At 73.9% G+C, this 25,290-nt stretch carries 23 protein-coding genes; 9 read left to right on the top strand and 14 right to left on the bottom strand.

Annotated features, from left to right (window positions below; all coding sequences use genetic code 11):
• Window positions 1–7: 7 nt before the first annotated feature.
• Complete coding sequence (locus WA788_RS32295; RefSeq protein WP_335983577.1) at window positions 8–355, bottom strand: trypco2 family protein; 348 nt, start codon at window positions 353–355, stop codon at window positions 8–10.
• Window positions 356–639: 284 nt separating this feature from the next.
• Here WA788_RS32295 and WA788_RS32290 point away from each other — a divergent pair, with 284 nt between their 5' ends.
• The gene (locus tag WA788_RS32290; RefSeq protein ID WP_335983574.1) at window positions 640–1,356 is read left to right on the top strand and encodes a M23 family metallopeptidase; all 717 of its coding nucleotides are present in this window, start codon (window positions 640–642) and stop codon (window positions 1,354–1,356) included.
• An 80-nt stretch (window positions 1,357–1,436) separates the two neighbouring features.
• Here the strand turns inward: WA788_RS32290 and WA788_RS32285 are convergent, their stop codons facing one another.
• The gene (locus tag WA788_RS32285; protein WP_335983572.1) at window positions 1,437–2,021 is read right to left on the bottom strand and encodes a TetR/AcrR family transcriptional regulator; all 585 of its coding nucleotides are present in this window, start codon (window positions 2,019–2,021) and stop codon (window positions 1,437–1,439) included.
• Between the two features lie 208 nt (window positions 2,022–2,229).
• On the opposite strand from WA788_RS32285, the gene WA788_RS32280 reads away from it, so the two are divergent.
• Window positions 2,230–3,816: an MDR family MFS transporter gene (locus WA788_RS32280; protein WP_335983570.1), complete on the top strand. Its 1,587-nt coding sequence runs from the start codon at window positions 2,230–2,232 to the stop codon at window positions 3,814–3,816.
• Window positions 3,817–3,839: 23 nt separating this feature from the next.
• Here the strand turns inward: WA788_RS32280 and WA788_RS32275 are convergent, their stop codons facing one another.
• From WA788_RS32275 to WA788_RS32255, 5 genes are all read right to left on the bottom strand, one after another.
• Complete coding sequence (locus WA788_RS32275) at window positions 3,840–5,090, bottom strand: sensor histidine kinase (protein WP_335983650.1); 1,251 nt, start codon at window positions 5,088–5,090, stop codon at window positions 3,840–3,842.
• Window positions 5,091–5,322: 232 nt separating this feature from the next.
• Entirely contained in the window at window positions 5,323–6,006 is a 684-nt protein-coding gene (cseB, locus tag WA788_RS32270; RefSeq protein WP_335983568.1) for a two-component system response regulator CseB, read from the bottom strand.
• A gap of 3 nt (window positions 6,007–6,009) precedes the next feature.
• Window positions 6,010–6,813 carry a hypothetical protein gene (locus WA788_RS32265; protein ID WP_335983565.1) on the bottom strand — a complete coding sequence of 268 codons (804 nt, stop codon included), beginning with the start codon at window positions 6,811–6,813 and terminating at the stop codon, window positions 6,010–6,012.
• The gene (locus WA788_RS32260; RefSeq protein ID WP_335983647.1) at window positions 6,801–7,331 is read right to left on the bottom strand and encodes a SigE family RNA polymerase sigma factor; all 531 of its coding nucleotides are present in this window, start codon (window positions 7,329–7,331) and stop codon (window positions 6,801–6,803) included. Before WA788_RS32260 ends, WA788_RS32265 begins: the two co-directional genes overlap by 13 nt.
• A gap of 587 nt (window positions 7,332–7,918) precedes the next feature.
• Window positions 7,919–8,971 (bottom strand): A/G-specific adenine glycosylase, encoded by a 1,053-nt coding sequence (locus WA788_RS32255; RefSeq protein ID WP_335983563.1) that lies wholly within the window; start codon window positions 8,969–8,971, stop codon window positions 7,919–7,921.
• Window positions 8,972–9,210: 239 nt separating this feature from the next.
• Here WA788_RS32255 and WA788_RS32250 point away from each other — a divergent pair, with 239 nt between their 5' ends.
• The gene (locus WA788_RS32250; RefSeq protein ID WP_335983561.1) at window positions 9,211–10,032 is read left to right on the top strand and encodes a hypothetical protein; all 822 of its coding nucleotides are present in this window, start codon (window positions 9,211–9,213) and stop codon (window positions 10,030–10,032) included.
• Between the two features lie 23 nt (window positions 10,033–10,055).
• Here the strand turns inward: WA788_RS32250 and disA are convergent, their stop codons facing one another.
• On the bottom strand, window positions 10,056–11,213 hold the full coding sequence (gene disA, locus WA788_RS32245; RefSeq protein WP_435132781.1) for a DNA integrity scanning diadenylate cyclase DisA: 1,158 nt from the start codon (window positions 11,211–11,213) through the stop codon (window positions 10,056–10,058).
• A gap of 349 nt (window positions 11,214–11,562) precedes the next feature.
• Window positions 11,563–12,936 carry a DNA repair protein RadA gene (gene radA, locus WA788_RS32240; RefSeq protein WP_335983558.1) on the bottom strand — a complete coding sequence of 458 codons (1,374 nt, stop codon included), beginning with the start codon at window positions 12,934–12,936 and terminating at the stop codon, window positions 11,563–11,565.
• Window positions 12,937–13,088: 152 nt separating this feature from the next.
• Between radA and WA788_RS32235 the strand changes: the two genes are divergently transcribed.
• Window positions 13,089–14,804 carry a hypothetical protein gene (locus WA788_RS32235; protein ID WP_335983556.1) on the top strand — a complete coding sequence of 572 codons (1,716 nt, stop codon included), beginning with the start codon at window positions 13,089–13,091 and terminating at the stop codon, window positions 14,802–14,804.
• Between the two features lie 69 nt (window positions 14,805–14,873).
• On the opposite strand, the gene WA788_RS32230 is transcribed toward WA788_RS32235, so the two are convergent.
• Window positions 14,874–15,695, bottom strand: a complete 822-nt coding sequence (locus tag WA788_RS32230; RefSeq protein WP_335983553.1) for a hypothetical protein — start codon at window positions 15,693–15,695, stop codon at window positions 14,874–14,876.
• A 130-nt stretch (window positions 15,696–15,825) separates the two neighbouring features.
• On the opposite strand from WA788_RS32230, the gene WA788_RS32225 reads away from it, so the two are divergent.
• The 3 genes from WA788_RS32225 to ilvD all read left to right on the top strand — a co-directional run bounded on the left by WA788_RS32225 (window position 15,826) and on the right by ilvD (window position 19,788).
• On the top strand, window positions 15,826–16,815 hold the full coding sequence (locus WA788_RS32225) for a Ppx/GppA phosphatase family protein (protein ID WP_335983551.1): 990 nt from the start codon (window positions 15,826–15,828) through the stop codon (window positions 16,813–16,815).
• A 152-nt stretch (window positions 16,816–16,967) separates the two neighbouring features.
• Window positions 16,968–17,771 carry a sugar phosphate isomerase/epimerase family protein gene (locus WA788_RS32220; RefSeq protein ID WP_335983547.1) on the top strand — a complete coding sequence of 268 codons (804 nt, stop codon included), beginning with the start codon at window positions 16,968–16,970 and terminating at the stop codon, window positions 17,769–17,771.
• Window positions 17,772–17,934: 163 nt separating this feature from the next.
• Window positions 17,935–19,788 carry a dihydroxy-acid dehydratase gene (gene ilvD, locus WA788_RS32215; protein ID WP_335983544.1) on the top strand — a complete coding sequence of 618 codons (1,854 nt, stop codon included), beginning with the start codon at window positions 17,935–17,937 and terminating at the stop codon, window positions 19,786–19,788.
• Between the two features lie 87 nt (window positions 19,789–19,875).
• Here ilvD and WA788_RS32210 read toward each other — a convergent pair whose 3' ends face one another.
• Together WA788_RS32210 and WA788_RS32205 are read right to left on the bottom strand one after the other, a co-directional pair.
• Window positions 19,876–20,751 (bottom strand): glycosyltransferase family 2 protein, encoded by an 876-nt coding sequence (locus WA788_RS32210; RefSeq protein WP_335983541.1) that lies wholly within the window; start codon window positions 20,749–20,751, stop codon window positions 19,876–19,878.
• A 131-nt stretch (window positions 20,752–20,882) separates the two neighbouring features.
• Entirely contained in the window at window positions 20,883–21,569 is a 687-nt protein-coding gene (locus tag WA788_RS32205) for an SDR family oxidoreductase (RefSeq protein WP_335983538.1), read from the bottom strand.
• Window positions 21,570–21,650: 81 nt separating this feature from the next.
• On the opposite strand from WA788_RS32205, the gene WA788_RS32200 reads away from it, so the two are divergent.
• The gene (locus tag WA788_RS32200) at window positions 21,651–22,223 is read left to right on the top strand and encodes a TetR/AcrR family transcriptional regulator (protein WP_335983535.1); all 573 of its coding nucleotides are present in this window, start codon (window positions 21,651–21,653) and stop codon (window positions 22,221–22,223) included.
• Between the two features lie 77 nt (window positions 22,224–22,300).
• Here the strand turns inward: WA788_RS32200 and WA788_RS32195 are convergent, their stop codons facing one another.
• Window positions 22,301–22,768 carry a hypothetical protein gene (locus WA788_RS32195; RefSeq protein WP_335983533.1) on the bottom strand — a complete coding sequence of 156 codons (468 nt, stop codon included), beginning with the start codon at window positions 22,766–22,768 and terminating at the stop codon, window positions 22,301–22,303.
• A 198-nt stretch (window positions 22,769–22,966) separates the two neighbouring features.
• Between WA788_RS32195 and proC the strand changes: the two genes are divergently transcribed.
• Window positions 22,967–23,791 (top strand): pyrroline-5-carboxylate reductase, encoded by an 825-nt coding sequence (gene proC / locus WA788_RS32190; protein WP_335983529.1) that lies wholly within the window; start codon window positions 22,967–22,969, stop codon window positions 23,789–23,791.
• Between the two features lie 69 nt (window positions 23,792–23,860).
• On the opposite strand, the gene trpS is transcribed toward proC, so the two are convergent.
• Window positions 23,861–24,877 carry a tryptophan--tRNA ligase gene (trpS, locus tag WA788_RS32185; RefSeq protein ID WP_335983526.1) on the bottom strand — a complete coding sequence of 339 codons (1,017 nt, stop codon included), beginning with the start codon at window positions 24,875–24,877 and terminating at the stop codon, window positions 23,861–23,863.
• Window positions 24,878–25,290: the final 413 nt, after the last annotated feature.

The raw sequence follows: 25,290 nt of genomic DNA, 5'->3' as shown, positions 1-25,290 counted from the left end.
GACGCGGTCAGCTCTCGTACCGCACGCTCGACGCGTCGCCGCGCGGGGCGCCGATCAGGAGGTGGCCGCCGGTCGCGGACTTCGGGTGCAGGGTCAGGGCGACGGTGTGGGTGCTGCCGGAGGTGCGGGAGCCCTCGGCGCCGGCTTCGACGATCCACGCCTTGACGCCGCCGCGGCCGGTCCTGGTGCGCTGGAGCTCCACGGTGAACTCCATGCGGATCTCGCCGACCTCGAAGCGCACCTCCGCGCCGGCGCCGCGCACCGCGCCCTCCATCAGCCCGGCACGTACGGCCTCGACGGCGTCGGCCAGTTCCATGCCGGTCACGGCGGGCGCGGATTCGTTCGGTGTGGTCATGGTCGGTCCCCCCTCTGGTCCCCGGAAAACAGCCGTTCCCACGGTAGTGCCGGTGAGGTGTCCCACGTGACGCGGACCACTTACTAACGGAAATAGTGCCGGGTGCGCAGCGCGGAACCCACAGGGAACGCACAGCCGGCAATGCGGACATAACGCATCTTTTCTCCTACGAATGTCCGTAGTAAGGGGGGTCCTTGCCCATGTCCGGAATGCCGGGTTACCAAGGATTCGCGACGGGCCGCTGCCGGATTCGTCGCTCCCCCATCCAGTGAGGTCATTTCTTCATGCGCAAGAACTCCACGACGCAGAACCGCACCCCGAAGACCGTTACCCGCGGCCGGGTCGCCGTAGTGGGCGGCGGCCTGGTGGCGGCACTCGCCTTGGGCTCTACGGCGGCCTTCGCCGCCACGTCGCACTCCTCCTCCGAGGCCTCCTCGGGCTTCATGAACGCGGCCACGGTCGCGAACGTCTCCGACGCGGTGCAGGCGAAGACCGCTGCCGCGAAGACCACCGCCGCGAAGACCGCGGCCCAGACCGCGGCCAAGGCGAAGGCCGACGCCAAGGCGAAGAAGGCCGCCGCGGCCAAGAAGCTCCAGGCGTCCTGGGTGACCCCGGTCACCGGCTACACCCTCGGCGCGGGCTACGCCCAGGTGGGCAAGCACTGGGCGCACACCCACTCCGGCCAGGACTTCGTCGTCAACAGCGGCACCACCGTGCGCGCCGCGCACAGCGGCACCGTGGTGACCGCCGGCTGGGGCGGCGCCTACGGCAACAACATCGTGATCAAGCACGGCTCGCACCTGTACACGCAGTACGGCCACCTGTCGAAGATCGGCGTGCACGTCGGCGAGCACGTGAACACCGCGCAGACCATCGGCCTGTCCGGCTCCACCGGCAACTCCACCGGCCCGCACCTGCACTTCGAGGTCCGGACCACGCCGTACTACGGCTCCTCCGTCGAGCCGCTGCACTTCCTGCGCGCCCACGGCGTCAACCCGTAAGGCGGGCGGAACCCACGAAATGAGGACCCGGGCACCCATGGTGCCCGGGTCCTCGCGCGCTCCCGCCCGCGCGGGCGCGGTCAGGTCCGCGCGAGGTCGTGCTCGGCCTGCGCGACCAGGTCGAGCGCCACCGCGAGGATCGCCCCGCGCTTCTCCTCGTCGTCGCCCTCGACGCTCTGCATCACGTGCATCCCCGCGTGCATCGAGAACAGCGCCGTCAGCGAGCGGATCTGCGCGGTCATCGGCGAGCTCGGCTCGGTGAGCAGCTCGCTCAGCGCCTTTATCCGGATCTTGAGGGACTCCCCGATCGCCAGGTCGCGGACGGTGGCCTGGTTCTCCTGGAGGAAGCGGAAGAGGTCGCCGGCGCTCCACAGCGCGTCGCAGTAGCGGCGCAGCAGCTCCTGCTTCGTCTCCAGCGTGTGCGGCTGGCCCTGCGCCCAGGTGATCAGGTCGTCGATCGGGGCCGTGAGGTCCGCCGAGATGCTGATCAGGATGTCTTCCTTGGTCTTGAAGTGGTAGTAGAGCGCCGCCTTGGTGACGTTCAGCCGCTCGGCGATCTCCCGCAGCGACGTCTTCTCGTACCCCTGCTCGGCGAAGAGCTTCAGGGCGACGTCCTGGATGCGGTGGCGTGTGTCGCTGCGCCGGGTCTGGTGCGGTGTGGCCATGGCGGTCGCTCTCCTGCTGCACTGCGCGTGGCCTGGTGCGGCCACTGCGTGACGGGCCTCCTCACGGTACGGCCCCACCACGACCTTACGCACTTACTTGACGCCCGGCTAGTTAGCCCCTACCTTGCTTTTCGACCAGAACTAGCCGGGCGGCAAGTAAGTTCCAGCGAACGACTCCGCCCTCCTCCCGGAGGAAGGGACGCCGGTCATGACCCAGACCGAAGCGCCGCTCAGCAAGCAGCCGCCCGCGGCCGCGGCACCCCGCGAGCGCAGTGTGCGGGTGGTGATGGCGGGCCTGCTGATCGCCATGCTGCTCGCGATGCTCGACAACATGATCGTCGGCACCGCGATGCCCACGATCGTCGGCGAGCTCGGCGGCCTGAACCACCTGTCGTGGGTGGTCACCGCCTACACGCTGGCCACCGCCGCCTCGACCCCGATCTGGGGCAAGCTCGGCGACCTGTACGGCCGCAAGGGGATCTTCCTCACCTCGATCGTGCTGTTCCTGATCGGCTCGGCGCTGTCCGGGATGTCGCAGTCCATGGACCAGCTCATCGCCTTCCGCGCGGTCCAGGGCCTGGGCGCGGGCGGCCTGATGGTCGGCGTGATGGCGATCATGGGCGACCTGATCCCGCCCCGCGAGCGCGGCAAGTACCAGGGCATGATCGCCGGCGTGATGGCCGTGGCGATGATCGGCGGTCCGTTGGTCGGCGGCTCGATCACCGACAACTGGGGCTGGCGCTGGAGCTTCTACATCAACCTGCCGATCGGCGCGGTCGCCCTCGCCGTGGTCACCGTCGTGCTGCACCTGCCGAAGCGGAAGCCCGGCGCCGCCCGGATCGACTACCTCGGCGCCTCCCTGCTCACCGTGGCGATCACCTCGCTGGTGCTGCTGACCACCTGGGGCGGCACCCAGTACGCCTGGGGCTCCGGGCAGATCCTCGGCCTGCTGGTGCTCGGCGTGGTCACCCTGGCCGGCTTCCTCTACACCGAGACCCGCGCCGCCGAGCCGGTGCTGCCGCTGCGCATCTTCCGCAGCCGCAACTTCACCCTGATCTCGGTGATCGGCTTCCTCGTCGGCTTCACCATGTTCGGCGCGATGACCTTCCTGCCGCTCTACCAGCAGACCGTGCAGGGCGCCTCGGCCACCAACTCCGGCCTGCTCCTGCTGCCGATGCTGCTGGCGATGATGGCGGTGTCGATGGTCGCCGGGCGGCTGACCACCAGCACCGGCCGCTACAAGGTCTTCCCGATCGTCGGCGGGGTGCTGATCACCATCGGGCTCTACCTGCTGTCCACGATGGGCGTCGACACCTCCCGCACCGTCTCCGGCGTGTACATGGCCGTGCTCGGCGCCGGGATGGGCTGCATCATGCAGATCACCATGCTGGTGGCGCAGAACAGCGTGGACATGCGGGACATGGGCGTCGGCTCCTCGTCCGCGACGCTCTTCCGCACCATCGGCGGCTCCTTCGGCGTCTCGCTCTTCGGCGCGCTGTTCTCGCACCGGGTGCAGGACGTCATGGCCTCGCGGCTGGGCGGCAAGGGCGCGGCGGCGCTCGGCGGCGGTGCCCAACTCGACCCCAAGGCGGTCGCCCGCCTGTCCGCCACCGTGAAGGACGGCTACTTCCACGCGGTGTCCGCCGGCACCCACCAGGTGTTCCTGTGGGGCACCGTGGTCAGCGTGATCGGGTTCGTCGCCGCGCTCTTCGTCGTCGAGACGCCGCTGCGGGGCGCGGGCCCCAAGGAGGAGGTCCCCGCGGACGGGGCGCCGGAGCCGGTCGACGCGGTCTGAGGGCCCGGACGGCCGTCGGACGCTCAGCCGCGGGGGAGCATCAGCTGGGCGACGGCGCCGCCGCCGTCGGCCGCCGGGGCGTTGCGGAAGGTCAGCCGGGCGCCGAGGACGCGGGTCTGGCCGACCGCGATGGTCAGGCCCAGCCCGTGGCCGCCGCCCGCGCGGTCGGTGCGGCCGGTGCGGAACCGGCTGGGCCCCTCCCGCAGCAGGTCCGCGGGGAAGCCCGGGCCGTGGTCGCGGACCCGTACGAAGGCGCCGTCGACCAGGACCTCGATCGGGGCCGCGCCGTGCCGCAGCGCGTTGGCCAGCAGGTTGCCGAGGACCCGCTCCAGGCGGCGCGGGTCCGTCGGCACCACGGCGTCCTCGGCGACGGTCACGGTGGCGCCGGGCGCGAGCACGGGCACCCGGCGCCGTACGAAGTCGCCCAGCGCGATGTCCTGGAGCTCGGGGTGCTCGGCGGCGCCGTCCAGCCGGGCCACTTCGAGGACGTCCTCCACGAGGGTGCGCAGCGCGTGCACCCGGTCCCGGACGAGTTCGGCGGGGCGGCCGGGCGGCAGCAGCTCGGCGGCGGTGACCAGGCCGGTGACGGGGGTGCGCAGCTCGTGCGCGATGTCGGCGGTGACCCGGCGCTCGGCCTCCAGCCGCAGCTGGAGCGCGTCGGCCATGCCGTCGACCGCCCGGGCCAGCTCGTCGGTCTCGTCGCGGACCCGGCGGCCCCCGATCGCCTCGCGCACCCGCACCTGGGTGTCGCCGTCGGCGACCTTGCGGGCGGCGACCGCGGCCTTGCGCAGCCGCCGCGACATCCGCCCGCCGATCAGCACGCCGATCGCGGTGCCGCCGACCACCACCGCGAGCGAGCCGGCGACGAGTGCCTGGTCGAGGTCGACCAGCACCGAGTAGCGGTCGCTGAACGCGCTCTTCAGCGACAGCACGTGGCCGTTCCCGGCGGGGGTCTCGGCCCACACGGTGGGGTCGTCGCCGCGGCCGGCCGCGACGTACGTGGCGCGCTGGCCGCGTTCGGCGTACACCTTCAGGGCAGGCGGCAGGCCGGGGTCGTCGAGCCGGGCGTAGAAGACCAGCCGGCCGGTGGCCTCGTAGATCCGCAGCGCGGACTGGACGCGCTCGTCCTGGACGTCCCGGGTGGAGTTGATCATGCTCACCCGGGCGGCGTTGTGCACCACGAGGCTGAGCGCGAGGACGACCAGGGCGGAGACCGCGGCGATGGCCGCGCTGATCTTCCAGCGCAGGCCGCGGCGCAGGATCAGGCGGCGCAGCAGCGGGCGGTGGCGCAGGGTGCGGCGGGCCCGCCGGGCCAGGCGGGCGGACCGGCGCCGTCGGGACGGACCGGGGGCCGTGTCGGGGCCGACGCCGTCGCGGCTGTTGCCGTCGGGGCGCTCGTCCGGGGCCCGGACGGGGCCGGGCGGCGCGGCAGGGGCCGCAGAGCCGGCCGAGGAGCCGGGCGGACCGTCCACCACGTCCGCGTCCACCTCCATGTCCGCGTCCACCTCAGGCCCTCAGCTTGTAGCCGAAGCCGCGGACGGTCTCCAGCCGGTCCTGGCCGATCTTCGTCCGCAGCCGCTGCACATGGACGTCCACCACGCGGGTGTCGCCGCCCCACGCGTAGTCCCACACCCGCGCCAGCAGGTGGTCGCGGGAGAGCACCGTGCCCGGGGCGCGGGCGAACTCCAGCAGCAGCCGCATCTCCGTCGGCGTCAGCGCCAGCCGCTGCCCGGCCCGGGTGACCTCCAGGCCCTCGGGGTCGATCTCGATGTCGCCGAAGGACAGCACCGCGCCCTCGTCGGCCGCCTCTCCCGGCGAGGCGGCGCGGAAGCGGCGCAGCACCGCGCGGATGCGGGCCACCAGCACCGCGCCGTCGAACGGCTTGGTGACGTAGTCGTCGGCGCCGGCCTCCAGCCCGAGCACCACGTCGATCGCGTCGGCCCGCGCCGAGACCATGATCACCGGGACCGTGGACTCGTCGCGGATACGGCGGCACAGGCTCACCCCGTCGATGCCCGGCACCATCACGTCCAGCAGCGCCAGGTCCGGCCGCTCGGCCCGGAAGGAGTCCAGACCAGTGACGCCGTCGGGCGCCGCCGTGACGCGGAAGCCGTCGCGCTCCAGGGCGAGCGTGGTCGCCTCGCGGATCACGTCGTCGTCCTCGACGAACAGCACGTGGGTGGGGGCCATGCGCTACCGCCCCCCACCGGTCGCGGTGGGCGACGGGGAGGAGGGCGAGGAGGTCGAGGTCGAGGAGGTCGAGGTCGAGGGCGAGGGCGAGGCGGTCGAGGGCAGCTCCGGGTCGAGCAGTTCGGAGTTGGGCAGTGGCACGGGGTCGGTGGAGGTCGGCTCGGGCTCGGCGGTCGGCGTCTTCGCGCCGAAGTCGAAGTAGGAGCGCGAGACCTCGCGGAAGCTGGAGCCGCGCCAGGCGTAGGTGACCGTTTCCTCACCGGTCGGGTACGCCACCGCGTCGTCGGTCCGGTAGACCTCGTGGACCACCTGGAGCCGCCCGTTGATCACACTGCCGTAGACCGGGGAGTGCTCGTCGGCGAAGACACACCGGTACTTCGTGCCGGTCATCCGGTACACGTACGCGGCGATGCCGAGGCCGTCGCCGCAGGTGGTGACATTGACCACCAGGTCGGGGCCGTCGCCGGAGGTGAGGTCGCCGGAGTCGGTGTCCAGCGGGTAGGCCGCGTCGGAGCCGATGCCGGCGGTGTCGTCGCTGTCGCCGTCGCCGTCCGGGTCGTCGGAGCCGGCGGCGGTGCACGGCTCCAGGTCCTCCCGCACCTCCGCGCTGACGCTGGTGTCCCGGCGCACCATCCGGGCCAGCGCGGCCGGGTCGGAGGCGAGCGCGGGGGCGGCGGTGTCGGGTGTCTTCACCGTCGCCGTCGGCGCCGGGCCCTCCTGGCGGGCGCCGGTCACCGTGCTGCCGCAGCCGGTCGCCGTCACGCAGGCGAACGCGCCCACCGCGGCGGTCAGCGCTATGCGGCGCACTGGCTCTCCTTCCGCGTGTACCCGTACCTGCCGTGCTCCAGCTCGTGCCGCAGCCGGGCCAGCGCCCGGTGCAGCGTGCTCTTCACGGTACCCGCCGACATACCCAGCGCACGGGCCGTCTCCTCGGTGCTCAGCTGGCCGTAGTGCCGCATCAGCACCACCTGGCGCTGCTGCGGCGCCAGCACCCGCATCACGTCGCGCAGCATCTCCCGGTCGGCGTGCTGCTCCGCACCGTCGTCGACGCTGGCCTCCGGGAGGTCGCCGGTGGGCACCTCCTCCAGGCGCCGGCTGCGCCACCACTCGGTGCGGGTGTTGATCATCACGCGGCGCATGTACGCGTCCGCGAGCCGCTTGTCGGCGATGCCGTCCCAGCGCGGGTACGTACGCACCAGGGCGGTCTGCACCAGGTCCTGCGCGTCCACCGGGTCCGGCACCAGCCGGCGCGCGCTGCGCAGCAGGGCATCCTGCCGGGTCCGTACGTACTCCTCGAACTCCAGAACGCCGCTGCTCGCCGCCATCTGTGTCGCCTCCACCCCGCCGATCACGCCTGCCGTCCACGGGCCGACGAGAACGTCTCCCACGGCCTGGTCCGACGCTACGAACCGGATGTTGGGCTTTCGCGACCACCGCCGCACAGCGAGCGCACAGCAACCCATCGGTTGTGTAACAGCCCCCGTGACGGGCCGGCGCGGCCGCGCGTCCCCGGTGCGCCCGAGGACGACCGCCTGCGGCGGAGGGCGGCCGGCGCCCGGCGGGCACGCGGCCGGAGTCGTGCCGGGGGCGGGCTGAGCGGTGGGCGTACTCGGGCCCGCGGCGGCGGCAGCCGGGAGTGGGGGCGTTCTGTCGCAGTGGGGAGCCGCTTCGGGCCGGGAGGCGGGCCGGGCTGCTAGCTCGGCGGGTGGCGGTGGCGGTCGTGGCGGTGGCGGTGGCGGTCGCGGTGTGGCGGTGGACGGTGGCGGTCGCGGTGTGGCGGTGGACGGTGTCGGGCCGGTTGTCCGGGGGCGTGCGGACGGCGCCCCTGCCCGGCCCGTGGGCACCGGGGCGGCGCCGGCGCCTGGCGGGGGGCGGGCGCCGGGCTTCGGGTGCTGGTCCCGCGGAACGCGGGTCAGGCGGGGAGGCGGTAGTGGTCGTCGGGGAGGCGTTCGACGAGGCCGTCGGTGAGGAGGCCGTCGAGGGCGCGGGCGCGTTGGACGGGCTCCTGCCAGGCGGTGTCCAGCACGGCGCGGGGGACCGGGGTGCGGCTGGCCCGGAGGATCGCCAGCAGCCGGCCGCGCACCTGCCGGTCGGTGCCCGCGTACGTCTGGCCGCGCCGGGGCGGGCCGTCGTGCGGGGGCGAGCCGGCCAGCCGCCACGCGCACCGGTCGGCCACCGGGCAGCTCCCGCACTGCGGCGAGCGTGCCACGCAGACCAGGGCGCCCAGTTCCATGGTGGCCGCGGCCCAGCGCGCCGCGGTGCCCTCGTCCTCGGGCAGCAGCGCGGTCGCGAGGCGGCGTTCGGCGGCGGTCGTGGCGTTCGGCGGGTACTCCACGCCGGTGACCGCGCGGGCGAAGACCCGCCGTACGTTCGTGTCGAGCACGATGTGCCGCCGGCCGTACGCGAAGGACGCCACCGCCGCCGCGGTGTACTCCCCGATCCCCGGCAGGGCCAGCAACTCCGCGTGGTCGCGCGGGACTTCGCCGCCGTGCTGCTGCGCTATGGCCGTCGCGGCGGCGTGCAGCCGCAGCGCGCGCCGCGGATAGCCGAGCCGGCCCCAGGCCCGCACCGCCTCCCCCGCGGGCTCGGCGGCGAGGTCGGCCGGGCGCGGCCACCGCGCCATCCACTCCGCGTGCACCGGCAGCACCCGGCTGACCGGGGTCTGCTGGAGCATGAACTCGCTCACCATCACCGACCAGGCGCCCGCGTCGGCCCGCCGCCAGGGCAGGTCCCGGGCGTGGTCGTCGAACCAGTCGATCACCGCGCTGTGCAGCGCCCCGTGGGCGGGGAGGTCGACGGGCACCGGGTCCGCGGACGGTGTCCCGGTCCCGGTCCCGGGCGCCGGTGCGGGCCGGGGCGCGGTCCCGGCGGTGGGCCGGGGGGAGACGCCGAGGGCGCCGCCGGCCGGGGCGTGGGCCGCCGGAAGCTGGGTGGGGGACTGGGTGGGGGAGAGGTCATTGCTCATCGCGGGTTGATCCTCGCACATGCCAATGACATCGCATGCGGACGGTAACCGGAGCGCGGGGATGCGTGACGATGCACTCCGGGTGGTACACGGAGCGCGGAACCGGCGCGCGGAACAGCGCGCGGAAAGAGGGGACTTCGGGGCGATGTAAACGTGATGATCGGCAAAGACCGGACGTATGGCGGCGGGTGGTGCGGCGCCGCGGTACCGATCTCCCCTAGAGTGCGTCTGTGGGCTCCATGCGCAATCCCGTCGGTCCTCTGCCATCGTCCATCTACTGGCGGCGGCGGGCAGTTCTGCTGTGCCTGCTCGCGCTGGTCGCGGCCATCGTCCTGTGGGTGGTCACCAGTCGCGGCGGCGGGGGAGGCAACGGCGCGAGCGCGCCCGCCGATTCGCACACCCCGGCGGCGACCATCACCCCGGGCCCGACACCGTCCGGCCCGCACGACGGCAGCGAGCCCGGCGGACAGCCCACTGCGCCCAGCGGCTCCTCCGGCAGCGGCGGCGACGACAACGGCGGTACGGACAGCGGCACTTCGAGCGGCGCCGACACCGGCGGCGCCACCGCTTCGGCGCCCTCGGCCACCTCGGGCGGCTCTGGCAGCGGCGGTACCGGCTCGGTGCCCCCGGCCGGCCAGGAGGTGCCGGCCGGCTCCTCGCTGCCGACCTGCACCCCCGGTACGGTCACGCTCTCGGTCAGCCCGGTGCGCAACACCTACCAGCCCGGCCAACACCCGCAGTTCCGCCTCGTGGCGGCCAACTCCGGTGCGGCCGCGTGCAAGATCGACGTCGGCCCGAAGAGCGCGGTGTTCACGGTCACCAGCGCGCCGGGCGGCAGCCACGTCTGGGCGTCGGACGACTGCCCGGCCACCGGCTCCCACCTGCTCCAGGTGCCCGCGCGCTCCTCGATGTCGTACACGCTGAGCTGGAACGGCCAGACCAGCTCGCCGCAGTGCGCGAAGCCCAAGGGCCAGCAGGCCGGCAGCGGCACCTACCTGGTGCAGCTCCAGATGTCCGGGTACGGCAGCAAGCAGACGTCCTTCCAGCTCACCGACGACTGACGGCGGCGGGCCGGGCGGTGCGGCTACACGTACCGTTCGAGGATCGAGGACTCGGCCAGCCGGGACAGACCCTCACGGACCGAGCGGGCCCGTGCCTCGCCGACGCCCTCGACGGCCTGGAGGTCGTCCACGCTGGCGGCGAGCAGCTTCTGCAGCCCGCCGAAGTGCTCGACCAGCCGCTCGATGACGGTGTTCGGCAGCCGCGGCACCTTCGCCAGCAGCCGGTAACCGCGCGGCGAGACCGCGGAGTCGAGCGACTCGGGTGACCCGGTGTAGCCCAACGCACGGGCCACCGTGGTCAGTTCGATCAGCTCGCTCTGCGGCAGCGCGTCCAGCTCGGCGAGCGCCTCGGCCACGGTACGGCTGCGCTTGGCGGTCGGCTCGGGGACGTAGTCGCGCGCGACGAGTTCGCGCTCCGGCTCCACCCCGGCGATCAACTCGTCGAGCTGGAGGGCGAGCAGGCGCCCGTCGGTGCCCAACTCCACGACGTACTCGGCGATCTCGGTGGCGATCCGGCGCACCATCTCCAACCGCTGGGCGACGGCGGTGACGTCCCGCACCGTCACCAGGTCCTCGATCTCCAGTGCGGACAGGGTGCCGGCCACCTCGTCCAGCCGCAGCTTGTAGCGCTCCAGCGTGGCCAGGGCCTGGTTCGCGCGGGACAGGATCGCCGCGGAGTCCTCCAGCACGCGGCGCTGCCCGTCGACGTACAGCGCGATCAGCCGCATCGACTGGCTGACCGACACCACGGGGAAGTTGACCTGGCGGCTGACCCGGTCCGCGGTGCGGTGCCGGGTGCCGGTCTCCTCGGTGGGGATCGTGGGGTCCGGTACGAGCTGCACGCCCGCCCGCAGGATCTTGGTGATGTCCTTGTCGAGGATCAGCGCGCCGTCCAGCTTGCACAGCTCGCGCAGCCGGGTCGCGGTGAACTCCACGTCCAGCACGAAACCGCCGGTGCACAGCGACTCGACGGTCTTGTCCATGCCGAGCACGATCAGGCCGCCGGTGTTGCCCCGGACGATCCGCTCCAAGCCGTCGCGCAGCGCCGTACCCGGGGCGACCGCGCTCAGCGACGCGTGCATCAGACCGCCGTCGCTCAGGGCTGCGCCGGCGCGCCCGGAGGAGTCGCCCGCTGCCCTACGAGCCGGGGCGGAGCCCCCTGCCCGGTCGTTGGCTGCCACTCTGCTCCTCACGGTCGCTGCGTTTCGCCAAGCTTACGACTCCCTGCGGGGGGCTCGGGCGGACCCGCCGTAGGCGGGTGCGCAGGGGGCGGTCGAGGGACCTTGAGGAGTGATCGGGGGAGGGTGCGGGGATGCGCCGCCGGTCGTCCGGCCCGTCCCCGGTCGCAGGGCGGTCGTTGGCTGGTCGCGCAGTTCCCCGCGCCCCTGAATGTGCTCGGCCCTTCCGGCGAAAGAAGCCGGCGCCCCAAAGGGGCGCGGGGAACTGCGCGCGCAACAGGCCACCGGCGGGTGGTCCCGGAACCGACAGGACGGGGCACCCCGGAGGGTCCGCTCAGCCCCCGGCGGGGGGTCAGCGGCGGGGGAGGGTGCGCAGGGCGTCGGAGATGTCGGCCACTTCGGTGACGCGCATGCCCGCGGGGATCTTGCCGGGGTCGGGCGGGACGAGGGCGTGGGTGAAGCCGAGCCGGTGGGCTTCGGTGAGGCGCCGCCCGACGCCGGTGACGCGGCGCACCTCGCCGGCCAGCCCGACCTCGCCGACGGCGACGAGGTTCTTCGGCAGGGGCGTGTCGATCGCGGCACTGGCCAGCGCCAGCGCCACCGCCAGGTCGGCCGCGGGCTCGGTGAGCTTCACGCCGCCGACGGTGGCGGTGTAGATGTCCTGCTTGCCGATGGACTTGATCCGGCCGCGCTGTTCGAGGACCGCGAGCATCATGGACACGCGGGAGTTCTCCAGGCCGGAGGTGGTGCGCCGGGGCGAGGGGATCTGGGTGTCCACGGTGAGCGCCTGCACCTCGGCGACCAGCGGCCGGCGCCCTTCGAGAGTGACCGTGAGGCAGGTGCCGGGCACGGGTTCGTCGCGGCGGGTGAGGAAGAGCCCGGAGGGGTCGGCGAGACCGGTGATGCCCTCGTCGTGGAGCTCGAAGCAGCCGACCTCGTCGGTGGCCCCGAAGCGGTTCTTCACCCCGCGGATCAGCCGCAGCCGGGCGTGCCGGTCGCCCTCGAAGCTGAGGACGACGTCGACCAGGTGCTCCAGCAGCCGGGGCCCGGCGATCGCGCCGTCCTTCGTGACGTGGCCGACCAGGAGCGTGGCCATGCCGCGCTCCTTGGAGGCGCGGATCAGCGCGCCGGCGACCTCGCGGACCTGGGCCATGCCGCCGGGCGCGCCGTCGATCTCCGGGGAGGCGACGGTCTGCACGGAGTCGAGGACGAGCAGGCCGGGCTTGACGTCGTCGAGGTGCCCGAGGACCGCGGACAGGTCGGTTTCGGCGGCGAGGTAGAGGTGGTCGGCGAGGGCGCCGATGCGGTCGGCGCGCAGCCGCACCTGGGAGGCGGACTCCTCACCGGTCACGTAGAGCGTGGGGGACTGCGGGCCGGACGCCTTGGCCGCCACGTCCAGCAGCAGCGTGGACTTGCCGACGCCGGGCTCACCGGCCAGCAGGACGACGGCGCCGGGCACCAGGCCGCCGCCGAGCACCCGGTCCAGCTCGGGCACGCCGGTGGAGCGGGCGGTGGCCTGGGTGCCGTCGACCTGGGCGATCGGGCGGGCGGCCGCCGTCACCCGGCCCGGCGCGGTGGTGCGGACCGCGGGGGCGCCGCCGAACTCCTCGACGGTGCCCCACGCCTGGCACTCGCCGCAGCGGCCGAGCCACTTCACCGTGGTCCAGCCGCACTCGGTGCAGCGGTACGAGGGGCGGTCCTTGGACGCGGGTTTGCGGGTGGCCATGCCGTTCACCGTAGCGGGCCGGACCGACAGCCGCGGTCACTCGTACGTGTGGCCGCGACTTCACCATTTTGTGGTGGATCATTACCCGTACGGGTTAAAGAGGGCCGGTAGTGGTGAACCGGGGGCGCGCGCGGGCCTACCGTCGCCCGGTGATGAGCAGGCAATCCCCCAACTCGACGCAGAGCACCGGAGCGCACCGCAAACACCGTGTTCCGTCCGGACGGCAGTGTGCCGACGCGGAGCCGGAGCGGGCCGGCCGGGGGCACGCGGCCCGACGTGAGGGCCGGGCCCGGCGGCCGCAGGGCACGCTGCCCATACAGCCGCCCGCGCACTACGAGCCGTATCTGGACGGCCTGTTCACGTACTGCCTGTCCATCCTGTGCGAGCACGACGCGGCGGCCGGCGCGCTGGGCGAGGTGCTGGCGCTGGCCGAGCGGCAGCGGGTGCGGCTGCGCGACCCGGGGCTGCGCCGGCCGTGGCTGTACGCGCTCGCCCGGTGGGTGTGCCTGCGCCGGCTCGCGGCGGGCCGGCCGGCCGCGCCGCACACCTCCGAGGCGGTGGCCGAGCAGCGGCGGGCCCAACTCGCCTCGCTGACCTGGCCGGAGTCGGCCGGCACCACCCCCGAGCAGCGCGAGGCGCTGGAGCTGGCGGTCCGCCACCAGCTCGCGCCGCGCGAAGTGGCCCTGGTGGTGGGGCTCGACGCGGACGCGGCCAGGACCCGGCTCGCGCGGGCCGCCTGCGAGGTGGAGCGGACCCGTACGGCGCTGGCCGTCGTCGACACCGGCCGGTGCCCGGAGGTGTCCCAACTCGCCGGGGACAAGCGGGTGCTGCTCGGCGCCACACTGCGCACCGAGCTGGTCCGGCACGTCGACGACTGCCCGGTGTGCCGGCGCACCGCCGAGCGGGTCGTCGCCGACGGGCCGTGGCCGGGCGCGGCCGACGCCGCGGCGGTGCTGCCGCTGGTGGAGGCGCCGCGCTCGGCGGCGTACGCGGCGCTGCTGCACGCCATGGACACCGGGTTCGGGCGGGCCCGGGAGTCCACCCCGCGCTTCGACCGGCGCGGCTTCCCCGTCGACCTGGGGGACAGGGCGGCCCGCCGGGCGGTGCTGCGGCACCGCGCGGTGACCACCACGGTGGTCGCGGCGGTCGTGGCCGCGCCGGTGCTCGCGGTGTGGGCCGCCTACCGGGCCACTCCGCTGGGCGAGGGCTCGCACGGGCACCGCGCGTCCGCGTCCGACGGGATCGACGGGGTGCCGTACGAGCAGGCGGGGCACGCCGGTCCGTCGCCGAGCGCACCCTCCGCGCCGACCGGTTCGGGCGCCACCTCTGCGACGGCGCCCGCTCCGCACTCGCCGCAGGACACCACCGTGGCGGTCACGGGCGGTACGGCGCCCCCGGCGTCGTCGGTGCCGGCGGGCGCGGGGTGGCTGGAGGTATCGGCGCGGCCGGGTGACGGCGCCACATACGTCACGCTCACCGGCGGGGGCGCCGCGCCGGTGAGGTGGGCGGCGGCCACCTCCGCGTACTGGCTGGACTTCTCCGCACGCTCGGGCACCCTGAAACCGGGCGAGACGCTCACGCTGGTGATCCGGGTGGACCACTCCCTGGAGCCGTCGGGCTCGTGGTCGGCGCAGATCCGGTTCTCCCCGGGCGACGCCACGGTCACCTTGCAAGGGTCCTCCCGGCGGTCCGTGCCCCCGACCTCCGCGCCGCCGACCGGGGGGAGCACCGAGACCAGCACTCCGCCGCCGACCTCGTCCGCGCCGACCGCGCCATCCGGGCCCCCGCCGAGCAGTTCCCCTCCGACGAACTCGCCCGCCCCGACCGACAGCGCCACGCCGTCGCCGTCGCAGACGCCGTCCGGCTGACCGGGCCGGCCCGGGCTGGGCCGGCCGGGCTGGGCCGGTCGACCCGCAGACCCGTCCGGCCCGGGGCCGCTACCGCCCCGGGCCGGACGGGTCCGCCGGGTGCGGCGCCACCAGGGGTAGCGCCGACGCCAGCCGCGCCTCGCACATCCGCGCCAGCTCCGCGTACCCGGCCTCGCCCATCAGCTCGGTGAGCTCGGGCCGGTAGGACAGGTACACCGGCTCGCCCCCGCCGTGGGCGGAGGTCGCCGAGGTGCACCACCAGTGCAGGTCGTGGCCGCCGGGCCCCCAGCCGCGCCGGTCGTACTCGCCGATCGACACCACCAGCACCCGGCTGTCGTCGGGCCGGTCCACCCAGTCGAAGGTGCGGCGGATCGGCAGCTGCCAGCAGACGTCGGGCTTGGTCTCCAGCGGCTCGCGGCCGTCGCGCAGCGCGAGCGCGTGCAGGGCGCAGCCCTGGCCCCCGGCGAAGCCGCGCCGGTTGGAGAAGATGCAGGCGCCGTCCACCACCCGCGTCTGCCGCTCGCCGTCCTCGTTCTCCTCGGCCCAGAAGCCGTCCGGCCCGGTGCCCAGCGCGTGGAACTGCCAGTCGTCCGCGGTGAGCCGTGTCACGTACTTCGCGACGCGCTTCTCGTCGTCGTCGTCCGAGAAGTGCGCGCCGAGCGAGCAGCAGCCGTCGTCGGCGCGGCCCGCCACGATGCCCTGGCAGCCGCTGCCGAAGACGCAGGTCCAGCGGGAGGTGAGCCAGGTCAGGTCGCACCGGAAGACCTGTTCCTCGTCCGCGGGGTCGACGAACTCCACCCAGGCGCGGGGGAAGTCCAGCCCGGCCTCGTCGGTCGCGGCGGTCGTACCGGCGCTCTTCTTCGTGCCCTTGCGGGGCTTCACCTTGGCCACGCGCCCAAGAGTAAGACCGTAATGCGCCGAATACGGTCACGCGGGACCGTGCCCGCCGAAGTGGAGTCCGGGCCGTACCGCCTGGTCGGACCCGCGCGGCGGGCGATCGCCGCTGACTACAGTGCTGCCCATGCGACTGGGAGTGCTCGACGTGGGGTCCAACACCGTTCACCTGTTGGTGGTGGACGCGCACCCGGGCGCGCGCCCGCTGCCGGCCTACTCGCACAAGGCGGAGCTGCGGCTCGCCGAACTGCTCGACGAGCACGGCGCGATCGGCCGGGCCGGGGTCGACCGGCTGGTGGGCACCGTGGCGGACGCGATGCGGGTGGCGGAGGACAAGGGCGTCGAGGACGTCCTGGCGTTCGCCACCTCCGCGGTCCGCGAGGCGGTCAACGGCGAGCAGGTGCTGGCCCGGGTCGAGCGCGAGACCGGGGTGCGGCTGACGGTCCTGTCCGGCGCCGACGAGGCCCGGCTGACCTTCCTCGCGGTACGCCGCTGGTTCGGCTGGTCCGCGGGCCGGCTGCTGGTACTGGACATCGGCGGCGGCTCGCTGGAGGTCGCCTTCGGCATGGACGAGTACCCGGACGCGGCGGTCTCCCTGCCGCTCGGCGCCGGCCGGCTGACCGCCGCGCGGCTGCCCGCCGATCCGCCCGACGCCGACGACGTGCGCGCCCTGCGCCGCCACGTGCGGGCCGAGATAGCGCGCGCGGTGCCGGAGTTCGCCCGGCACGGCCGCCCCGACCACGCCGTGGGCACCTCCAAGACCTTCCGCCAGCTCGCCCGGATCAGCGGCGCCGCCCGCAGCGCGGACGGCCTGTACATGCAGCGCACGCTGCGCCGGGAGGTGCTGGAGGAGTGGGTGCCGCGGCTGGCGGCGATGAGCGCCGCCAAGCGCGCCGCGCTGCCGGGTGTCTCCGAGGGCCGCGCGCGGCAGCTGCTGGCGGGCGCGCTGGTCGCCGAGGGCGCGATGGACCTCTTCGAGATCGACGAGCTGGAGATCTGCCCGTGGGCGCTGCGCGAGGGTGTGATCCTGCGCAAGCTCGACGTGATGGTGGGCGAGCTGGCCTCCACCGCCCGCGACCAGGCGGTGGAGGAGCGGCGGGCCCCGCACGGCGCCTGAGACCCGCGGCCGCGCCGGGCGGCGCGCGGGCCGGCGGTGCCCTGCGCGGCGCCGGCGGCCGTACGCTGGCAGGCGTGCCTCAGCGAGCGGACCGACCCCAGGCGTGCGACGCCCCCCGGGTCCGCGCCTCCGATGTGTCCGGTATCTCCGGAATGCGAGGCTCTGCCGGGGCGAAGGTGGCGCTGTCCACCGCCTCGGTCTACCCCGAGTCCACCGCGACCGCCTTCGAGATCGCCGCACGGCTCGGCTACGACGGCGTCGAGGTCATGGTGTGGACCGACCCGGTCAGCCAGGACATCGAGGCGCTGCGCCGGCTGTCGGACTACCACCGGGTGCCGATCCTCGCGGTGCACGCGCCCTGCCTGCTGATCACCCAGCGGGTGTGGTCCACCGACCCGTGGACGAAGCTCCAGAAGGCCCGCGCCGCCGCCGAGCGGCTCGGCGCCTCCACCGTCGTGGTGCACCCGCCCTTCCGCTGGCAGCGCGGCTACGCCCGCGACTTCGTCCGCGGGGTGTGGCGGATGGCCGACGAGACGGACGTCCGCTTCGCCGTGGAGAACATGTACCCCTGGCGCTACCGCGACCGCGAGCTGCTGGCGTACGCGCCCGACTGGGACGTGACCAACGACGACTACCGCCACTTCACGGTGGACCTCTCGCACGCGGCCACCTCCCGCAGCGAGGTGCTGGACATGGCCGCGCGGATGGGCGACCGGCTCGCCCACGTGCACATGGGCGACGGCAACGGCTCCGCGAAGGACGAGCACCTGGTGCCCGGGCGCGGCACCCAGCCCTGCGCCGAGCTGCTGGGCGCGCTGGCCGCCGGCGGCTTCGGCGGCCACGTGGTGGTCGAGGTGAACACCCGCCGGGCGATGTCCTCGGCCGAACGCGAGGAGGACCTCGCCGAGGCGCTGGCCTTCACCCGCCTGCACCTCGCGGGCGTCCGCGTGCGCTGAGCCGCCCTCCCCCCGCACGGGTCACCATGCGGACGCGGCGTCCGAATCCTGGGCGACCGGCGTAGGCTCGACTCCCAGGCAGCAGCGAGTCCCGGCAGCGCAGACTCGTACGAGCGAAGTGGGCCGCAGGCCGAGACGCCAGGCCCAAGAAGGAGGGGAAACCGTGCCCGAGCTGAGGTCACGTACGGTCACCCACGGCCGCAACATGGCCGGCGCACGCGCGCTGATGCGCGCGTCCGGCGTCGCCAACTCCGACATCGGCAAGCCGATCGTCGCGGTCGCCAACAGCTTCACCGAGTTCGTACCGGGCCACACCCACCTCCAGCCCGTCGGCCGGATCGTCTCCGAGGCGATCAAGGCGGCGGGCGCGGTGCCGCGCGAGTTCAACACGATCGCCGTGGACGACGGCATCGCCATGGGCCACGGCGGCATGCTCTACTCGCTGCCCTCCCGCGACCTGATCGCCGACTCCGTGGAGTACATGGTCGAGGCGCACTGCGCGGACGCCCTGATCTGCATCTCCAACTGCGACAAGATCACCCCGGGCATGCTGATGGCCGCGCTGCGCCTGAACATCCCCACCGTCTTCGTCTCCGGCGGGCCCATGGAGGCCGGCCGTGCCACCCTCGTCGACGGCACCGTCCGCAAGCTCGACCTGATCAACGCGATCTCGGACGCCGTCAACGAGCAGGTCTCCGACGAGGACATCCTCCGCATCGAGGAGAACGCCTGCCCGACTTGCGGCTCGTGCTCCGGGATGTTCACCGCCAACTCGATGAACTGCCTCACCGAGGCGATCGGCCTGGCGCTGCCCGGCAACGGCTCGGTGCTCGCCACCCACACCGCCCGCCGCGCGCTGTACGAGCGGGCCGGTACCACCGTGGTGGAACTGGCCAAGCGGTACTACGAGCAGGACGACGCGTCGGTGCTGCCGCGCGCCATCGCCACCCCGGCCGCCTTCGAGAACGCGATGGCGCTGGACATCTCGATGGGCGGCTCCACCAACACGATCCTGCACCTGCTGGCCGCGGCCCAGGAGGCCGAGGTCGCCTACGGCCTCAGCGAGATGGACGAGGTCTCCCGCCGCGTGCCGTGCCTGGCCAAGGTCGCGCCGAACGTGGCGCCCGGCGGCACGTACTACATGGAGGACGTGCACCGCGCCGGCGGCATCCCCGCCATCCTCGGCGAGCTGTACCGCGGCGGGCTGCTCAACGAGGACGTGCACACCGTGCACTCGCCCTCGATCAAGCAGTGGCTGGACACCTGGGACGTGCGCGGCGGCTCCCCGTCCGACGAGGCCGTCGAACTGTGGCACGCCGCCCCCGGCTGCGTCCGCTCCGCCGAGGCGTTCTCCCAGTCCGAGCGCTGGGACAGCCTGGACACCGACGCGGCCGGCGGCTGCATCCGCGACGTCGAGCACGCCTACTCCAAGGACGGCGGCCTCGCGGTGCTGCGCGGCAACCTCGCCGTGGACGGCGCCGTGGTGAAGACCGCGGGCGTCGACGAGTCGATCTGGACCTTCGAGGGCCCGGCCGTCGTCTGCGAGTCGCAGGAGGAGGCCGTCGAGAAGATCCTCGCCAAGCAGGTCAAGCCCGGCGACGTGGTGGTCATCCGCTACGAGGGCCCGCGCGGCGGCCCCGGCATGCAGGAGATGCTCTACCCGACGTCCTTCCTCAAGGGCCGCGGCCTGGGCAAGGTCTGCGCGCTGGTCACCGACGGCCGCTTCTCCGGCGGCACCTCGGGCCTGTCCATCGGCCACGCCTCACCCGAGGCGGCCTCCGGCGGCACCATCGCGCTCGTCGAGGACGGCGACCGGATCAGGATCGACATCCCCGGCCGCAGCATGGAACTGCTCGTCTCCGACGAGGAACTGGCCGCCCGCCGGGAGGCCCGCAACGGCGTGTACGCGCCGCGCGCCCGCACCCGCCACGTCTCCACCGCGCTGCGCGCCTACGCGGCGATGGCGACCAGCGCGGACAAGGGCGCCGTCCGCGACATCAGCAAGCTGGAGAGCTGAGGGCTGAGGGCTGAGGGCCCGCGGCTCCGTCCGGCCCAGAGCTTCCGCCCGGCCCCCGCAGATCCGGCCCGCGCGCACCCCGCGCGGTCAGATCAGCGGGGGCCGGCCGAGCCTGGTCATCCGCCACGCGGTCGACCACCGCATCGGCCGGCGCGGCGGACACGGCGTCCGCACCCCCTCCACGAACCCCGCGCACCACGCCTTGAGCCCCGCCCCCGACCGGGTGCGCGCCACGGCCAGCGCCGTCCACACCCCCAGGTACGCGGGCACCAGCAGCACCGGCAGCCGCCGCTTGGCCAGCCAGACCCGGTTGCGGGCCAGATTGCGGTAGTACACCGCGTGCCGGGTCGGCGAGGTCCACGGGTGCCGCAGCACCAGCTCCGGCGCGTACCGGACGTTCCAGCCCGCGTCCAGCGCCCGCCAGGCGAGGTCGGTCTCCTCGTGCGCGTAGAAGAACGGGTCCGGCCAGCCGCCGATCTCGTCGAGCATCCGCATCGACAGGCCGTGCCCGCCGCCCAGGAACGTGGTGACCAGCCCGCCGCGCATCGGGTCCGACGCCCGCAGCCGCGGCACGTGCCGGCGCGCGGTGCGCCCGCGCTCGTCCGCGATCCGGAACCCGACCACACCCAGCCGCTCGTCCGCCTCGTACAGCGCGCACAGCCGGGTGAAGACGTCCGTGCCCACCAGCAGCCCGTCGTCGTCCAGGTCGACCAGGACGTCCACGTCGCCGAACTCCCGCAGCGCCTCGATCGCCACGTTGCGGCCGCCGGGAATCCCGAGGTTCTCGCTCAGCTCGATCGTGGCGACCTCCTTGGGGAGATCGGGCAGCGGCGAGCCGTTGCCCACCACCACGACCCGCGTCGCCGGGGTCTCCTGCGCCGCCACGGAGTCCAGCAGCGCCAGGAGTTCCGCGGGCCGGGTACCCATCGTCAGAATCGCAACACCTACACGAGGGTGGCGCACGGGTGAAGTCTCCGTTCCTCGGGACCGACCCGCCGATGCTAACCCCACCCGCCATGTGTTCCCGGTCGCGAATCCACGACCTTTGCCACCCGCTGCCCGACCGCTGACCCGCCCCCGGCCCGGGGCCGCGGTCACGCCACGGTGAACCCGCCGTCCACCGGCAGGATCGAGCCCGTCACGTAATCGGCGCCGATCACGTACCGGATCGCGCCGGCGACGTCCTCGGCGGTGCCGACCCGGCCCGAGGGCACCGACTGCGCGGCGGCGTCGAACTGCGCCGCCCGCTGCTCCGGCGGCAGGAAGGACCACCAGCCGGTGTCGATGACGCCCGGCGAGACCGCGTTCACCCGCACCGGGGCGAGGTCCGCGGCGAGCGGCGAGACGATCCGCTCGATGGCGCCGTTCACCGCCGCGAGCCCCACCGACCCGGGCAGCCCGGCGCGCGCCGACGCCGCCGAGACGAGCGTCACCGAACCGGTGACCTGCGCCCGCTGGACCGCGAGCAGGTAGCCGAAGAGCTTCCCCTCGAACGCGGCCCGGACGGCGTCCAGCCCGATCTGCCGGACCGGGCCCAGGCCGACGTGCCCGGAGCTGAAGGCGAGCACCAGGTGCTCGAAGGCGCCGAACCGCTCGAAGAACGCGGTGACCGCCTTCTCGTCGGTCCCGTCGACGCGCTCGGCGGTCAGTCCCTCGGCGGCGGCCGCCGCCAGCCGCTCCTGGTCGCGGCCGGTCACGACCACCTCGGCGCCGTCCGCCCGCAGCGCGCGAGCCGTCGCCAACCCGATGCCGGACGTGCCGCCCATGATCACCACACGCATGCCCATGCCCCCTCGACTATTCGATACGTGCCGTCTCGTTTTTATATCGAGACGGCACGTCTTGTAAAGTAGGGTGAGCGGATGACGGGTGACCGGCGGCCGGGGAGGCCACGCAGCGAGGCCGCGCGCCAGGCGATCCTGGGCGCGGCCATCGACGAGCTGAGGGAGCGCGGATACGGCGCGCTGACGGTGGAGGGCATCGCCGCGCGGGCCCGCGTCGGCAAGCAGACGATCTACCGCTGGTGGTCCTCGAAGGCGGACGTCGTGCTGACGGCCCTGCTCGACCTGTCGCAGACGACGGTCGCCGTACCGGACGAGGGCATGCTGTCCGACGACCTGACGGCCTTCCTCGCCGCCACCTTCCGCCAGCATGGGCAGCGGCCGGTGCTGGTCGGCCTCATGGCGCAGGCCCTGCTCGACCCGGCCTTCGCCACGGCCTTCCGCGATCGGTTCCTCTTCGGGCGGCGCGCGGTGCTCCGACAGATCCTCGAACGGGCCGTGGTCCGCGGCGAGATCGCGCCGGAAACGGACCTGGAACTGCTCATCGACGTGGTCTACGGCGTGCTGTGGTACCGGCTGCTGCTCGACCACGCGCCCCTGGACGAGGCGGTGGGGCGGGAGCTGGCGGCGCTGGTGGTGAAGGCCGCGCGCTGACCGGGCGGCCGGCGCGGGGCGGCCGGTCCAGGATGCCGCCGGACGCGGTCAGGCGCGGGGGCGGCCGAACCGCCCGCTCAGGCGCGGGAGCGGCCGAAGGTGCCGGCGAGGCCGACGACGGCCCCCACCACGGCGCCGTGCCACAGCCCCGTCCACACCGACCCGAAGAACCCCTGGCTGGTGAGCACCTGCCGCAGCACCAGGTCGGTCAGGAACATCATCGCGGCCGGCACACTCGCCACCTGCCACGGGTGCGAGCGCGCCCAGCGCCTGATCCGGTGGTCCCGCCCGCGACCCCGCGCGGAGTAGCCGAGCACCGAACCGGTCCCGCCCACGCAGAAGAACAGCAGCGCGGCCACCGACAGCGCACCGGTCAGGACACCGAGCCCGAAGTGCCCGTGCACGAGGTGCAGGGCCAGCGACACACCGCCGCCCAGCGCGCCCACGACGGCGGCCGGCCGCCAGGGTCCGAGGGTCACCGAAGCAACGGCCAACTGCCGCTTCTCCGCGCCCGACACAGAGATCTCACGGGATGAACGACTCATACCGCTACGGTCCCCCCGGCACCGGCGGCACGCCATAGGGGATGACCCTGACCCGCCCCTACCGCACCCCCGGCACCGGCCGGACCCCCGCCCGCCCGCCCGCTCACCCGCCCGAGGAGTGGACGCGTCCCTCACCCCACCCCCGCCCCCTGGGAGGATGACCCCACAGGGAGCCCCGTACCGCTTGAGGTGAACCGCATGACCGCCACCCCCGCCCCGACCCAGACCGTCGCCGTCCTCGGCGCCGGCAAGATCGGCGAGGCGCTGCTCTCCGGGATGATCAGGGCCGGCTGGGCCCCCGCCAACCTGCTGGTCACCGCCCGCCGCGCCGAACGCGCCGACGAACTGCGCACCCGCTACGGCGTCCAGGCCGTTGACAACGCGCACGCCGCCAAGACCGCCGACACCCTCATCCTCGCCGTCAAGCCCCAGGACATGGGCGCCCTGCTCACCGAACTCGCCCCGCACGTCGGCGCCGACAAGCTCGTGATCAGCGCCGCCGCCGGCATCACCACCGCCTCCGTCGAGGACCGCCTCACCGAAGGCACCGCCGTCGTCCGGGTCATGCCCAACACCCCCGTGCTCGTGGACGAGGGCATGTCCGTCATCTCCGCCGGACGGCACGCCGACGAGCAGCACCTCGCCCGCACCGAGGCGATCTTCCAGCCGGTCGGCAAGACCCTGCGCGTCCCCGAGAAGCAGCAGGACGCGGCCACCGCGCTCTCCGGCTCCGGCCCCGCCTACTTCTACTACCTGGTCGAGGCGATGACCGACGCCGGCATCCTGCTCGGCCTGCCCCGCGCCCAGGCCCACGACCTCATCGTCCAGTCCGCGATCGGCGCCGCCGTCATGCTGCGCGACAGCGGCGAGCACCCCGTCAAGCTGCGCGAAGCCGTCACCTCCCCGGCCGGCACCACCATCAGCGCCATCCGCGAACTGGAGAACCACGGGGTGCGCGCCGCCCTGATCGCCGCCCTGGAGGCCGCCCGCGACCGCAGCCGCGAACTGGCCGCGGGCGCGTAACCCTTCGGCGGCGGAAGAGGGTACGGGCCCGGCACGCGCCGCACCCGTACCCGTACCCGCGGGCACCCCTCAGGCCGGCCGCAGCAGCCCCATCGCCTCGTACGCCGCGTCCACCGTCGGCCGCGCCAGCGCCCTGGCCCGCGCCGCGCCCTCCCGCAGCACCCCGTCGACGTACGACGGATCAGCACTGATCTCGGCGTGCCGCGCCCGCAGCGGCCGCAGCAACTCCACCACCGCGTCCGCCGTGTCCGCCTTCAGCGCCCCGATCCCGTCGTACCGCTCCGCCAGCCCGCCCGGCTCCGCACCGGTACACGCCGCCAGCACCTCCAGCAGGTTCGCCACCCCCGGCCGAGCCTGCCGGTCGTACGACACCCCGGGTTCGCTGTCCGTCACCGCCCGCCGCACCTTCTTGGCGACGGCCTCCGGCTCGTCCAGCAGGTAGACGATCCCGGCCGTCGACGCGTGGGACTTGCCCATCTTCGCCGCCGGGTCCTGGAGGTCCATCACCCGCGCCGCCACCGCCGGCACGGTCGCCCGCGGCACCACGAACGTGTGGCCGTACCGCTGGTTGAACCGCACCGCGATGTCCCGGGTCAGCTCCACGTGCTGGGCCTGGTCCTCGCCCACCGGCACGTCCGTCGCCCCGTACGCCAGGATGTCCGCCGCCATCAGCGCCGGATACGTCAGCAGGGACAGCCGTACGCTCTGCCCGGAGGTCCGGGCCCGCGCCGACTTCTCCTTGTACTGGATCATCCGGCGCATCTCGCCGTCGGTGGCCACGCACTCCAGCAGGTACATCAGCCGGGTGTGCTCGTCCACGTGGCTCTGCGCGAACACCGTGCACACCGCGGGGTCCAGCCCCGCCGCCAGCAGCAGCCCCGCCGTCTGCCGGCTCAGCCGCCGCACCCGCGCCGGGTCGTGCTCCACGGTCAGCGCGTGCAGGTCCACCACGCAGAAGAGCGACTCCGCGCGGTGCTGGTCCTCCTCCGCCCACCGCCGCATGGCGCCGAGGTAGTTCCCGAGCGTGAGGTGCCCGGTGGGTTTGATCCCGCTGAAGACCCGCGCGCCCTGCGTCGTCACCGTCATGTCCGTCGTCTCCTGTGTCCTGTGTCGTGTGACAGATGGAGACCGCCGCCCGGTGAAGCGGCCGGGGAGCACAACGCGAAACGGCCGCCGAGGCGGCGGCCGTTGGATGCGTACGTCAGTCCGGGCCGCCCTAGGCGGCCCACCACTGGGAGCTGTACGTACGCGAGGTCATGCACAGGACTGTACCGCGGGAGGGGCTTGTCCGGCCGGAGCCCGGGCGGGTTGACATCGGGTAGGGCGGTGCGTAATGTTCTCCGGGTTGCCCGACGTGAGCGCCGACTCCGGTCGGTCCCCGGGCGACCATTCCGCAGCAACCAATCGAGTCGAACGCGCATTGCCGCGTTCGTCCGCCTGTGCGCTTTCGGAATGCCCGGCGGAACGGGAAGCGGCCGATTTGGATCGGCCGGTGAACC

Source organism: Streptomyces sp. CA2R106, from assembly GCF_037034245.1.
Classification (GTDB): domain Bacteria; phylum Actinomycetota; class Actinomycetes; order Streptomycetales; family Streptomycetaceae; genus Actinacidiphila.
This window is presented reverse-complemented; position numbering and strand designations above follow the sequence as displayed.